The sequence below is a fragment of the Streptomyces sp. NPDC053431 genome, assembly GCF_044544925.1.
Taxonomy (GTDB): domain Bacteria; phylum Actinomycetota; class Actinomycetes; order Streptomycetales; family Streptomycetaceae; genus Streptomyces.
On sequence record NZ_JBITXX010000004.1, the window covers coordinates 447776 to 459871 of the forward strand.

The window sequence follows — 12096 nt, forward strand, 5'->3', positions numbered from 1 at the left end:
GTAACCCTTTCGAGGGAGGCTTAATTTAGGACGTGAGTTAAACTCCAAGGGAAGGGCGCGTCAAGGCTTCGCGCCGGGTGTATGTTGCACTTCGGAGCTGACGAACTGGGGGTACGGTGCGAGCGACGAATGGCCGCACGGTGCGTGACCTGCGGCGGGAGAACCGCACCGCGGTGCTGCAACGGCTGTACTTCGACGGCCCGACGAGCCGGCTCGCGCTCGGCCCGGCGACCGGCCTGAGCTCCGGCTCGGTCAGCAACGTCGTCGCCGAACTGGTCGCCGAGGGCCTGGTCGAGGAGGCCGGCAGCGTGGACTCCGCGGGCGGACGGCCCCGCACGCTGCTGCGGATCAGCCCGGACAGCGGCTGCATGATCGGCGTGGACGTCGGCGAGACCCGGGTCCGGATCGAGCTCTTCGACCTCACCCTCACCGAACTCGCCCGCACCGAACGCCCGTTGGCGGTCGACAGCAGGGAGCGCCACGACCGCTACGAGGTCGGTGTCGTGGTCGGGCACATCCGCGACGGCATCGCCGAGGTGCTGCGCACCGCGAACATGCCCGCCGACCGTCTCCTCGGCGTCGGCGTGGGCGTCCCCGGCATCGTCGCGCACGGCACGGGAGAGGGCGGCGCGCGGGGCGAGGGCACGGGCGGCGCGCGGACCGGCGGCACGGGGGGCGAGGGCTCGGGCCGCGTCCCCGGCGCGGGCCCGGGCGGCGGAGCCGGGGACACCGCGGGCGGGGCCGTCGTGCACGGCCAGACCATCGGCTGGGACGCCGTGCCGCTGGAGCGGCTGCTGCGCGAGGCCGTCGACCTGCCCGCCGGGGTCCCGTACCGGATCGACAACGGTGCCCGCACCCTCGGGCAGGCCGAGCTGTGGTTCGGCGCCGGGCGCGGAGCCGAGAGCGCCGTCTTCGTGCTCTTCGGCTCGGGCGTCGGCGCCTGCGTCGCCACCGACCCGCTGGGTCCCGGCCGCGCCCTCGAGTGGGGCCATCTGACCGTCCGGGTGCGGGGCCGCCGCTGCCGCTGCGGCGCCCTGGGCTGCCTGGAGGCGTACGCGGGGGCCGAGGCGCTCCTCGAACGCTGGCGGGAGGCCGGTGGCCGGCCCCCGGCCGGGGCCGACGAGGAGACCGCCCTCACCGCGATGCTGGCCGCCGCCTACCCCGGCGCCGGCTCGGGCGCCGCCCCCGACACGGCGGCGCTCGCCGTCCTGGAGGAGACCGCCGAGTACCTCGGCGCCGGCTTCGCCGACCTGATCAACCTCTTCCAGCCGGAGCGCATCCTCGTCGGCGGCTGGGCCGGCCTCCAGCTCGGCAGCCGCTTCCTCGACACCGTCCGGGAGCACGCCCGCGCGTACGCGCTGCGCTACCCGGCCGCCCGGGTCACCATCGGCCTCGGCACCCTGGGCCCGGAGGCCGTCACCATCGGCGCCGCCATCCTCCCGCTGGCCGACTTCTTCGCCCGCGGCGGCCGCCGCGCCGAGACCGGAGCGGAACCCCAGGAGAACCGGCAGCCCGCGTGGACGACGACGGTACGGGAACGCACGGCGCACTGAGCCCCCGGGCGCTCGGGCGGGCCGCCGAACCCTGGCCCCGCGTCGGCGTGGTGGGCCCGCCCGTGGCCCCTCGGTGCACCGGGCGCCCCCGGATCCCGTCTCCGAGGCGCTCGTCCCTCCGCCCGGCGGCGCCCACGGCGTGGATTGCGTCGCTTGTGCGTCGTACGGTGGAGGCATGTCCGACGTGACGCACGGGATGACGACGGGGGCGGTGGCGCGGCGCCTGGGGGTCGCGCCGACCACGCTGCGCTCCTGGGACCGCCGCTACGGCATCGGCCCGGCCGCCCGCGAGGACGGCCGGCACCGCCGGTGGACGCCCGAGGACGTCGCCGCGCTGGAGGCGATGTGCCGGCTGACCTCCGCCGGGGTGCCCCCGGCGGAAGCCGCGCGGGCGGCCCGGGCGGTCCGCGACGACGGCACGGCGCCGAAGCGCCCCGCGGCGGCGCCGCCCGGCCCGGAGGACGGCCAGCCGACCCCGGTGGGCGGCCCGCCGGCCCCGGTGGGCGGCCCGCCGGCCCCGGTGGGCGGCCCGCCGGCCCCGGTGGGCGGCCCGCCGGCCCCGGTGGGCGAGCCGCCGACCGACGTCCTGCGCCGGCTGAGCCGCGGCCTCGGCCGGGCCGCCGTCCGGCTCGACGGCCCGGCGATGGACGCCCTCCTGCAAGAGGCCCTGGCGGCCCACGGCCTCGTCACCACCTGGGAGGGGGTGATGGCACCCGCCCTGCACGCGGTGGGCCGCAAGTGGGCCTCCTCCGGGGACCGTTACGTCGAGGTCGAGCACCTGCTGTCCTGGCACGTGTCGACCGCCCTGCGGCGGGCGGCCGTCAGTGGCCCTCCCGGCGCGGCAGCAGGGTTCGGCGCGGCAGGTACGCGCGGCCGGAGCGGGATGGTCGGGACGGACGGCCGACCCGAACCGGGCCGCGAGGTCGGGACGGACGGCCGACCCGAACCGAGCGGCGAGGTCGGGACGGCTGACGGCTCGGCCGGGCCGCCCGGCGCGCGACGCGCGACCGGCCCGTCCCCCACGGCCCGTGCGGCGCGGCCGCCGGTGTTGTTGGCGTGTACGCCCGCCGAGCAGCATGGCCCTGGAGGCGCTCGCGGCCGGACTCGCCGAACGCGGTGTGCCGACCCGGGTGTTCGGTGCCGCGGTGCCCGCCGAGGCCCTGGACGCGGCGGTGCGGCGCTCGGGACCGGCCGCCGTCGTGCTGTGGTCCCAGACGCGCTCCACCGCGCACCACCCGCTGGCACAGCACGTCGCGGCGACGGCCTTCGGCCTCCGCGGAGCCCGTACCGCTCCGCTGCTCGTCCTCGCGGGCCCGGGCTGGTCGGGCCGCACCCCGGCCCCCGGCACGCACCGCCCGTCGGGCCTGCGCCCAGCCCTTGACCTGATCTCCCGGCTGTACGGGGAACCGGGCATGACGGACGACGAGGGCCGGCCCGCCCCCGCGCTCCTCAACCCGTGACAGCGGCCGCGGTCAGGCTTCGGCGCAGGCGCTGGAGGCCTCGGCGCGCATGGCTCTTCACGGTGCCGAGCGGGAGGCCGGTGCGGTCGGCGATCTCGGTCTGGGTCAGCTCGCCGAAGTAGGCCAGGGCCAGCACGTCGCGCTGGACGCGCGGAAGCCGGGCGAGTTCACCGACGACCACCATCCGGTCGAGGACGCGCTCCTGCGCGCCCTCGGTCACATCGCCCGCCCCCACCGGGCCGACGGCCGCGACCTCCGCGACGAGTTCACGTCGGCGGGTGCGGGCCCCCAGCGCGTCCGCGGTCTTGCGACGGGTGATGCCGACGAGCCAGCCCGGCACGGTGCCCCGCTCGGGGCGGAAACCGGCCCGCCCGCGCCACGCGGCGGCGAAGACCTGCTGGGCGACGTCCTCGGCCTCGCGGGGATCGCCCAGGGCCCGCGCGGCGAGCGTGTGGACCAGGCGCCCCCAGCGGCGGTGCGCCTCGCCGAGGCACTCCGCGTCGCCCCGGGCGATACCGAGCCCGATCTCCTCGTCCGCGAGCTCCCCTGGGTCGCGGGCGGTGCCGCGCTCCTCGGCGGTGGCAGTCATGACGGCTCCTTCTCGGCCGGGGGTGGACGCCCGGAAGGGCTTGCTCCCGGCGTCCGTCCTGCCTTCAGCCTCGGGCCGCAGGATCGGGGGCTCCACTCGCGTCGGTCGTGCGTCGAATCGCAGCACCGGCTGTAGCCCCCGAACTCCCCCTCCCTTCCTCGCTCCCTCCCTGCATCCTCTGGCCTGCCCCTCCCTCCTCCCCCAGGGCGTCCCCCTCCGACCTCCCCGCCTCCCCCCTACTCCCGCTGCCCCCTCACCTCTCCCTCGCCGCCCGGAACCGTGCCAGCCCGTCGGCGAGCCCGATCACCGGATCGGGGTAGTCGACGGCCGCCCGGTCCAGGCCGGTGAGCCGCCACGGTTCGTGCACCTCGGGCACGGCGAGGCCGGCGAGCTCCGGGACCCAACGGCGCACGTACGCGCCCTCGGGGTCGTACCGCCGTGCCTGGAGGACCGGGTTGAGCACCCGGTTGGGCCGCGTGTCCGTTCCCGTACCGGCCACCCACTGCCAGTTGAGCTGGTTGTTCGCCACGTCGCCGTCGACCAGGAGGTCGAGGTAGTGGCGGGCGCCCTCCCGCCAGTCCAGGTAGAGCGTCTTGGTCAGGAACGACGCGGCGACCAGCCGCCCCCGGTTGTGCGTCCAGCCCTCGTGAGCGAGCTGTCGCATGGCCGCGTCCACCAGCGGATAGCCGGTGCGCCCCGCCTGCCAGGCGCGCAGGTCCGCCTCGGCGTCCCGGCCGCGCCGCCAGCGGTCCTGACGGGGCCGGTAGTCCTCGGTCGCGGCCTCGGGCCGCGCGGCCAGCACCTGGTGGTGGAAGTCCCGCCAGCACAGCTGCCGTACGAACGCATCGGCACCGGCGCCGCCGCGCGCCCGCGCCCGGTGCACCGCCTCGACGGCCGAGACCGCGCCGAAGTGCAGGTACGGGGAGAGCCGTGAGGTCGCGTCGCCCGCGAGGTCGTCGTGGCGTTCCTCGTAGGCGTCGGCGTCCCGGGACAGCCAGTCGGCCAGCCGCTTGCGGCCCTCGCCCTCCCCGCCGGGCACGAGTCCCGCGGAGACGCCGGCGACGGCGGACCGCTCCGGGAGCGCGTCGCCCCGCACGCCGGGCGGCACCCGCACCGCGCGCGGGGCGCGGAGCGGCGTACGGAGACGTGCGGAGTTCCAGCGCCGGAAGTACGGGGTGAAGACGGCGAAGTGGTCGGAGCCCTGGGGGGTGAGGTCCCCGGGCGGAACGGCGGTGATCACCGCGTCGTGGACGAACAGCCGGCAGCCGTCCGCGTCCAGGGCGCGCCGCAGCCGGTCCTCCCGCGCGCGGGCGAAGGCCGAGCACCCGGCGGCCATGTGCACCTCGTCGGCCCCCGACTCCCGGACCACCGCGAGCACCTCGGCCGTCGTGTCCCCGGTGCGCACGACGAGTCGGCCGCCGCGCTCGTGCAGGGCGCGGTCGAGGTCGGCGAGGCAGTCGGCGAGGAAGGCGAGCCGGTTGGGCGCGGCGAAGCCGGCCCGGTCCACGGCGGGGTCACGGACGAACAGCGGGACGACCCCGCGCCCGTCCGCCGTGGCGGCCCGCAGCGGCGGATGGTCGTGCAGACGGAGGTCCGAGGTGAAGAGGACGACGGAGACGTTCATGGCACCACTCCTGGGTAGGGTCGCCGGCGGTACTCTTCCCGCCCGCCGCGCGCGCCGGATGCACCCGCGTGCACTCGCCCCCCGCTCCCGGCCTCCCCGGCCCCACCAGGCCTTTCGCCTCCCCGGGCGCCCACCGCCGACCCCCTCCGGCGGCCCCGGGCACGCCGGCCCCGGGCACACCAGCCCCCGACCCGCCGACCCTCATCGCCGGGCCTCCTTCTCCGCCCTCCGCGCGATGTTCCGCGCCATGCCGCCGAACACGACCGCGTGGAACGGCGCGACGCTCCACCAGTACAGCTGCCCCAGGAGGCCGCGCGGGTGGAAGAGCGCGCGCTGCCGGTAGCGGGTGCGTCCCTGTTCGTCGCGCTCGGCGCGCAGCTCCAGCCACGCGAGGCCGGGCAGCCGCATCTCGGCGCGCAGCCGGAGCAGCCGGCCGCGTTCGATCTCCTCGACGCGCCAGAAGTCGAGCGCGTCGCCGACCCGCAGGTGCTCGGCGTCGCGGCGGCCCCGGCGCAGGCCGACGCCGCCGACGAGCCGGTCGAGCCAGCCGCGTACCGCCCAGGCGAGGGGGAAGGAGTACCAGCCGTTCTCCCCTCCCGTCCCCTCGATGACCCGCCACAGCTCCGCCTCCCCCGCGTCGACCACGCGCGCGCGTTCGTCCGTGTAGAGGCTGCCGCCCGCCCAGTCCGGGTCGGTGGGCAGCGGGTCGCTGGGGGCTCCGGGCAGGGAGGCGGAGGACCAGCGGGTGGTGACCTGGGCGTCGCGCACCCGCCGCAGGGCGAGCGCGAGGGCCCGGTCGAAGGAGAGGCGGCCGCCCGGGGGGTCGGGGACGAACGCGCGGATGTCGTTCTCGGCGCACACCACCTCGTACCGCAGGGATTCGGCGAGCGGCCGGGCGAGGTGCGCGGGCACGGGTGTGACGAGTCCGATCCACTGGCTGGACAGCCGCGGGGTGAGCATCGGGACCGGCAGGATCAGCCGCCGCGGGAGCCGGGCGACGGCCGCGTACCGGGTCATCATCTCGCGGTAGGTGAGGACGTCCGGCCCGCCGATGTCGAAGCTCCGGTTCACCTCGGGGGGCATCCGGGCACTGCCGACCAGGTAGCGCAGGACGTCGCGTACGGCGATCGGCTGGACGCGGCTTCCCACCCAGCTGGGGGTCACCATGACGGGCAGGCGCTCGGTCAGGTAGCGCAGCATCTCGAAGGAGGCCGAGCCGGATCCGATGACGACGGCGGCGCGCAGCACGGTGGTGGGCACGCCGGACTCCAGGAGGATGCGGCCGACCTCGGCGCGCGAGCGCAGATGGCGGGAGAGCCGGTCCTCGGGCACGTCGCGGGGCGTGAGGCCGCCGAGGTAGACGATGCGCCGCAGTCCGGCGCGGCGGGCCTCCTCGGCGAAGGTGACGGCGGCGTTCCGGTCGGTCCGCTCGAAGTTCCCGCCGGACCTCATGGAGTGGACGAGGTAGTAGGCGACGTCGACGCCGTCGAGGGCGGGCCGCAGGCTCGCCGCGTCGGTGACGTCGCCCCGGACGATCTCCACCTGGTCGGCCCAGGGGTGGTCCTTGAGGTGCGACGGGGTACGGGCGAGGCAGCGCACGCGGTATCCGGCGCGCAGCAGCTCGGGGACGAGGCGTCCGCCGATGTAGCCGCCCGCGCCGGTGACCAGGCAGCGCGCGCCGTCGGGCGCGTCGGGGGGCTGGGGCGTGGGTCGGGGTGTGGGCATGGCCTCTCGGCCCCCTTTCCGTGTCCGTGGCGTGTGGCCTGTGACCGATGGTTCCCTCCGGAGGGCGCCGACGGATGCGGCGACGCGCCCGGCGTGACGCGGAGCGGCTCCGTTTGCCACCATGGCGCGCAGAGATCACGGTGATCCGAAGGGGAGCGGTATGAGCGGTGTGGCGCGCAGGACGGTCGTCGCGGCGGCGGGCGGAGCGGGACTGACGGCGGCCCTGGCCGCCTGTGGCGGCGGTGACGGCGGCGACAAGGACGCCACGGGCGGTACGAGCGGTACGAACGGGGCGGACGGGACCGTCGAGGAGAACGCGCCGCTGGCGATGACCGGCGACATCCCGGTGGGCGGCGGGAAGGTGCTCGCCGACAAGGGCGTGGTGATCACGCAGCCGAAGGCGGGCGAGTTCAAGGCGTTCTCCTCGCGTTGCACCCACCTGGGCTGCAGCGTGAAGGAGGTGACCGACGGGGTCATCGTGTGCCCCTGCCACCAGAGCCGCTTCGACGCCTCGGACGGCAGCGTGAAGAAGGGCCCCGCGACGCAGCCGCTGGAGCCGACGCCGATCGAGGTGATCGGCCAGGCGATCAGGCTCGGCTGACCCGCTTCCAGCAGGCGAGCACCTCGTCGGTGCTCGCGACGGTGGCGACGAGCGCGAGCGTGTTGCGGATCATCGCGGGGGTGTAGTCGGCCGGCACTCCCGCGATGGCGTCGCTCGGCACGACGACCGTGTATCCGAGGTTGACGGCGTCGAAGACGGCGTTGGGGACGGCCACGTTGGCGGAGACCCCGGTGACGACCAGGGTCCGGCAGCCCAGGTTCCGCAGCAGCGCGTCGACGTCGGTGCCGGCGAGGGGCGAGAGGCCGTGCAGCCGCCGCACCACCAGGTCCTGCTCGGCCACCTCGATCGGCTCGGCGATCCGTACGGCGCTGCTGCCGCTGAGCTGCTGCACGGGAAGCCGCGCCGCGGCCCGGAACAGGCGCGCGTTGCGATTGGCGCCGCGCCCGTCGGGGCGCCGCTCGGCGACGGCGTGCAGCACCTGCACATCGGCCTCGCGCGCGGCGGCGACGAGCCGGGCGACGTTCCGCAGGGCGCCCGACTCGCGTGCGACGGCGCCGAGTTCGGGCAGGGCGCTGTCGCGTCCGACGACGCCTTCCTGACACTCGACCGTGAGGAGCACGGCACCGTCCGCGGCGAGCTGCTCCCTGAGCCGTTCCGACTGACTCACGACGTCCTCCTCGCGGTCGACCGCTTGCACCCCGGCGGCGCAGCCCCCATGATTTCTGACACTCCATCAGAAATCCAGAAGGGTGCGGACGATGACCGTCGCACAGCGCCGTGGACGCCGGATCATGATGACCCCGGCCGAGCTCGACACCTTCCTCACCGAACAGCGGACCTGCCGGGTGGCCACCGTGTCGGCCGACGGCCGGCCGCACGTCAGCGCCCTCTGGTTCGCCTGGGACGGCACCTCGCTCTGGCTCTACTCGATCACCCGCAGCCGCCGCTGGGCCGAACTGCGCGCCCGGCCACAAATCGCCGTCGTGATCGACGACGGCGAGGAGTACGGGGAACTGCGCGGCGTCGAGCTCTCGGGCACCGCGGAGTTCGTCGGCGAGGCCCCCCGCACCGGCGAGCCCTGCCCCGAACTCGAAGCACCGGAGCGCCTCTTCGCCGCCAAGAACTTCGGCCTCGCCACGATGCCGCACGACGGCCGGCACGCCTGGCTGCGCCTGACCCCGGACGCCGTCGCGTCCTGGGACTTCCGCAAGATGACGGCACCCCGGGAGGACGCCTAGGGCGTTTCCCTCACATCATCCGTTCACGAGTCGGGCCGTTTGACTGATGCCAGAGGGCGAGGATCGAGCCGCTGCCGCAGAACCGGACACCGAAGCGGGGAGGGCGGGCCGCAGGGTGACGTCAGTCGTCGAACCAGACGACCAGCCTGACATCGTCGTCGCCGTGCAGGTCGGCGAGGGTGCGCATGACGGTCCAGACCGGGCCCCACTCATCGTCTGGCACGGCGTCGCGGCGCCTGAGGCGCTCAACACGGAACATCTGATCTCCGTCGATCCACTGGGAGCCCTCCTGGAAGTGCTTGCTGGGCCGGACCACGACATGAGCCGGCTGTCCGCAGAGGTCGACGAATCGCCGAGGAGCGGAGTAGTGCCGCTGGAGGAACTGCCAGTCGCCGTGCGGATCACGGTAGTACTCGCGGATGCAGGCATCCGGCCAGGCGGACTCCTCGTCCCAGTCGACCTGCTTGATCTCCACCCAGCTGACCCAGCTCGCGCTTCGTCCGGCCGTCGTCTCATGACCGTCGCGAACACGGTTCGACGCGTCGGCAGGCAGTCCACGGACAGGAGCCACCGGCACGAACTGCCCGTCGTCACAGACGCCGAACAGAGAGCCGAAGGCTTCATAGTTCCTCGGCACCTTCAGGTGGTCCAAGTCGATGGCGGCGTGCCAGAACGAGTCCGCCGCATGGTCTCGATAGTCACGGTGGCACTCGATGAAGCCCCAGATGTCCTTACCCATGCCGCGATGATGCCGGGACGGCGTCCACCAGACCAGGCAATACTCTCCCCGGACCTGATGCCCGGAGCCACGGCTCCAGTCGCTCCCCGAAGGCCGTCCGGCCGGCGAGCCGGGCCATCATGCCCGCGGACGGTCCCGCGGCGGCCTGGGCACGAAGATCACGCATACGCCCAGGTCATGTCGCTTACGGGTGCCCCGGCGGACCGGCCGGCCTCTCCAGGGAGTCTTCGGGGCGACGACCCGTCCTCCGACAAGGTCCACAGGAAGCGGCCTAACTCGCGACCGGCTCCCCGGCCGTCCGCAGCGCTTCGACGACCGCCCGGATGGACGGCCGGCGCCCGGCGTCGGTACGCCAGGTCGCGTAGATGTGCCGCCGCACGGGTTGCCGTACGGGCACGAAGGACACCCCGTCCATGGCCACCGGCCGCCCGAGCCGGGGCGCCACGCAGATGCCGAGCCCCGCGGCGACCAGGGCCAGCTGGGTGTGGTGGTCACCGGCGACATGGGCGATCCGCGGCTCGATCCCCTTGGAGCGGAGCGTGAACATCAGCCACTCGTGACAGAACTCCCCCGCCGGCCAGGAGACCCACTCCTCCCCGGCGAAGTCCTCCAGGTCCACCACCGCGCGCCCCGCCAGCGGGTGATCGGCCGGCAGGGCGACGTCGGCGGAGTCGTCCAGCAGATGGGCCCGCTCCAGGCCGGCGGGCACGGGTGCCCGTTTGTTGTTCCAGTCCAGCACCACGGCGAGGTCGCTGTCCCCCCGCAACACCTCGCGCACCCCGAAGTCAGGCTCCAACTCGGCTGTGTGCACGCACAGTTCAGGGTGGGCCGCGCGCAGGGCGCGGATCGCGGCCGGAAAGAGACCACGCATCGCCGTGGGGAAGGCGGCGATGCGCACCTCCCCCACCACCTGCCCCCGCTGCGCCTCGATGTCCGCCTGGGCGAGCTCCACCTGGGACAGGATCCGCGCCGCGTGCTCGGCCAGCAGCAGCCCGGCGTCGGTGAGCCGGACCCCCCGCCCGTTCTTCGCCAGCAGCTGCTGCCCGATCTCCCGCTCCAGCTTGGACAGCTGCTGCGAGACCGCCGAGGTGGTGACGTGCAGCCCTTCGGCGGCCCCGCTCACCGAGCCGTGCCGCGCGACGGCGTCCAGGGTCCGCAGGCGCTCCAGGTTCAACATGTAAGCGATCCTAAGACATCGCCTCCATGAATTCTCGCTTGTGCTACACCATGGGCTCGACGACGCTGGACGGCATGAGCCCCACCACCCTTCCCTCTCTCGACTGGCGCGTCCGCTTCGGCGTCCTGGCGCTGATCTGGGGATTCAGCTTCCTCTTCATCAAGATCGGCACGGAGGGCTTCGCGCCGTTCCAGGTCACCTTCGGCCGCCTCCTGTTCGGTACGGCGGTCCTGGTCGTCGCCCTGATCGCGAAGCGCGACCGGCTGCCGCGCGGCGCCCGCACCTGGGGCCATCTGACGGTGGCGGCCTTCCTCCTCAACGCCCTGCCGTTCTCCCTCTTCTCCTACGCCGAGCTGACGATCCCCTCGACGCTCGCGGGCATCTGCAACGCGACGACCCCGCTGTGGGGCATGGTCCTCTCGCTCGTCGCCCTCTCCGAGGACCGCCCGACCCGGGTGCGAGCGGCGGGCCTGGGCATCGGCTTCGCCGGCGTGCTCACGGTGCTAGGCGCCTGGCAGGGCTTCTCGGGCCTGGACGTCACGGGCACGACCCTCGCCCTGCTCGCCTCGGCCAGTTACGCGGTCGGCTGGATCTACGTCCGCCGCACCCTGTCCGGCACGGGCTCCTCGCACCTCTCCCTCGCGACGGGCCAGGTCGGTCTGGGCACGCTGCAACTGGCTCTGGTGACGCCCCTGTTCACCACCTGGCCCACCCACGTCGAGGCACTCCCACTCCTCTCCGTCATCGCCCTCGGCGCCCTGGGCACGGGCTGGGCGATGCTGCTCCAGTACGGAGTGGTGGCCGAGGTGGGCCCGACGACGGCGTCCATGGTCACGTACTTCATCCCGGTCATCGCCACGGCCGCGGGCGTCGCCCTGCTCGACGAACACCTCACCTGGAACACCCCGGTCGGCGCGCTGATCGTCCTGACCGGCGCGGCCCTCACCCAGACCCGCACGTCCAGCCGCCGCCCCCCGACAACGACGCCAAGCAGCACGCTCCGAAACCCCACCCTCACCCCGAATCCGACGACGACGGGAAACCACTCAGAGCCGGAGCCCCCCATCCTCACCCCGACAACAGCGCGAAGGGGTCCAGGGGCCTAACCCACCCCCACCCCCGCACCTGACAACGGCGGGAAAGGACCCGGGGCCGGAGCACCCACCCCGCCCCGCAGCCGACAACGACGGAAAGGGGCCCAGGGCCGGAGCACCCACCCCGCCCCGCAGCCGACAACGACAGGACGGGCCCACGGCCGGAGCACCCACACCCGCCCCGCAGCCGACAACGACGGGAAGGGGTCCGGGGCCGGAGCCCCTGCCCCGCAGCCGACAACGGCGGGAAGGGGTCCGGGGCCGGAGCGGGGGAGGGAGGTGTCCGGACGTGGTGGCGTCCTCCACGAGCGAAGCGAAGTGGAGCACGCAGTCCG

General features: G+C 74.6%; 10 protein-coding genes and 2 pseudogenes. 6 read left to right on the forward strand and 6 right to left on the reverse strand.

Annotation, left to right across the window (positions count from 1 at the left end; translation table 11 throughout):
- Positions 1 to 116: 116 nt before the first annotated feature.
- The 3 genes and pseudogenes from ACIGXE_RS14665 to ACIGXE_RS14675 all read left to right on the forward strand — a co-directional run.
- Positions 117 to 1553: an ROK family protein gene (locus ACIGXE_RS14665; protein ID WP_399747096.1), complete on the forward strand. Its 1437-nt coding sequence runs from the start codon at positions 117 to 119 to the stop codon at positions 1551 to 1553.
- Between the two features lie 175 nt (positions 1554 to 1728).
- Positions 1729 to 2403, forward strand: a pseudogene (locus ACIGXE_RS14670) (MerR family transcriptional regulator); the annotation flags it as partial.
- Between the two features lie 177 nt (positions 2404 to 2580).
- A pseudogene (locus ACIGXE_RS14675) lies at positions 2581 to 3013 on the forward strand (transcriptional regulator); the annotation flags it as partial.
- Here ACIGXE_RS14675 and ACIGXE_RS14680 read toward each other — a convergent pair.
- The 3 genes from ACIGXE_RS14680 to ACIGXE_RS14690 all read right to left on the reverse strand — a co-directional run bounded on the left by ACIGXE_RS14680 (position 3003) and on the right by ACIGXE_RS14690 (position 6951).
- Complete coding sequence (locus ACIGXE_RS14680; protein WP_399747098.1) at positions 3003 to 3602, reverse strand: sigma-70 family RNA polymerase sigma factor; 600 nt, start codon at positions 3600 to 3602, stop codon at positions 3003 to 3005. The pseudogene ACIGXE_RS14675 and the gene ACIGXE_RS14680 overlap by 11 nt on opposite strands.
- Positions 3603 to 3855: 253 nt before the next feature.
- Positions 3856 to 5226 carry a cryptochrome/photolyase family protein gene (locus ACIGXE_RS14685; RefSeq protein WP_399747100.1) on the reverse strand — a complete coding sequence of 457 codons (1371 nt, stop codon included), beginning with the start codon at positions 5224 to 5226 and terminating at the stop codon, positions 3856 to 3858.
- Between the two features lie 201 nt (positions 5227 to 5427).
- Positions 5428 to 6951: an SDR family oxidoreductase gene (locus ACIGXE_RS14690; RefSeq protein WP_399747102.1), complete on the reverse strand. Its 1524-nt coding sequence runs from the start codon at positions 6949 to 6951 to the stop codon at positions 5428 to 5430.
- Between the two features lie 160 nt (positions 6952 to 7111).
- On the opposite strand from ACIGXE_RS14690, the gene ACIGXE_RS14695 reads away from it, so the two are divergent.
- The gene (locus ACIGXE_RS14695; protein WP_399747104.1) at positions 7112 to 7552 is read left to right on the forward strand and encodes a Rieske (2Fe-2S) protein; all 441 of its coding nucleotides are present in this window, start codon (positions 7112 to 7114) and stop codon (positions 7550 to 7552) included.
- Here ACIGXE_RS14695 and ACIGXE_RS14700 read toward each other — a convergent pair.
- Positions 7539 to 8180, reverse strand: a complete 642-nt coding sequence (locus ACIGXE_RS14700; protein ID WP_399747106.1) for a cysteine hydrolase — start codon at positions 8178 to 8180, stop codon at positions 7539 to 7541. The two genes, ACIGXE_RS14695 and ACIGXE_RS14700, sit on opposite strands and share 14 nt — an antisense overlap.
- 91 nt (positions 8181 to 8271) lie before the next feature.
- On the opposite strand from ACIGXE_RS14700, the gene ACIGXE_RS14705 reads away from it, so the two are divergent.
- On the forward strand, positions 8272 to 8751 hold the full coding sequence (locus ACIGXE_RS14705) for a pyridoxamine 5'-phosphate oxidase family protein (RefSeq protein WP_399747108.1): 480 nt from the start codon (positions 8272 to 8274) through the stop codon (positions 8749 to 8751).
- A gap of 121 nt (positions 8752 to 8872) precedes the next feature.
- On the opposite strand, the gene ACIGXE_RS14710 is transcribed toward ACIGXE_RS14705, so the two are convergent.
- Both ACIGXE_RS14710 and ACIGXE_RS14715 read right to left on the reverse strand, forming a co-directional pair.
- Positions 8873 to 9490, reverse strand: coding sequence for a hypothetical protein (locus ACIGXE_RS14710; RefSeq protein ID WP_399747110.1), 618 nt, complete (start codon positions 9488 to 9490; stop codon positions 8873 to 8875).
- Positions 9491 to 9761: 271 nt separating this feature from the next.
- A complete protein-coding gene (locus ACIGXE_RS14715) occupies positions 9762 to 10667 on the reverse strand; it encodes a LysR family transcriptional regulator (RefSeq protein WP_399747113.1) in 906 nt (301 codons plus the stop codon).
- Positions 10668 to 10717: 50 nt separating this feature from the next.
- Between ACIGXE_RS14715 and ACIGXE_RS14720 the strand changes: the two genes are divergently transcribed.
- Positions 10718 to 11773, forward strand: coding sequence for a DMT family transporter (locus ACIGXE_RS14720; RefSeq protein ID WP_399747153.1), 1056 nt, complete (start codon positions 10718 to 10720; stop codon positions 11771 to 11773).
- Positions 11774 to 12096: the final 323 nt, after the last annotated feature.

Bases quoted from the DNA above. Each gene is read 5' to 3' on its own strand.
- ACIGXE_RS14710 (WP_399747110.1), bottom strand. From the start codon at position 9,490: ATGGGTAAGGACATCTGGGGCTTCATCGAGTGCCACCGTGACTATCGA.
- ACIGXE_RS14715 (WP_399747113.1), bottom strand. From the start codon at position 10,667: ATGTTGAACCTGGAGCGCCTGCGGACCCTGGACGCCGTCGCGCGGCAC.
- ACIGXE_RS14695 (WP_399747104.1), top strand. From the start codon at position 7,112: ATGAGCGGTGTGGCGCGCAGGACGGTCGTCGCGGCGGCGGGCGGAGCG.
- ACIGXE_RS14685 (WP_399747100.1), bottom strand. From the start codon at position 5,226: ATGAACGTCTCCGTCGTCCTCTTCACCTCGGACCTCCGTCTGCACGAC.
- ACIGXE_RS14690 (WP_399747102.1), bottom strand. From the start codon at position 6,951: ATGCCCACACCCCGACCCACGCCCCAGCCCCCCGACGCGCCCGACGGC.
- ACIGXE_RS14720 (WP_399747153.1), top strand. From the start codon at position 10,718: ATGGGCTCGACGACGCTGGACGGCATGAGCCCCACCACCCTTCCCTCT.
- ACIGXE_RS14680 (WP_399747098.1), bottom strand. From the start codon at position 3,602: ATGACTGCCACCGCCGAGGAGCGCGGCACCGCCCGCGACCCAGGGGAG.
- ACIGXE_RS14705 (WP_399747108.1), top strand. From the start codon at position 8,272: ATGACCGTCGCACAGCGCCGTGGACGCCGGATCATGATGACCCCGGCC.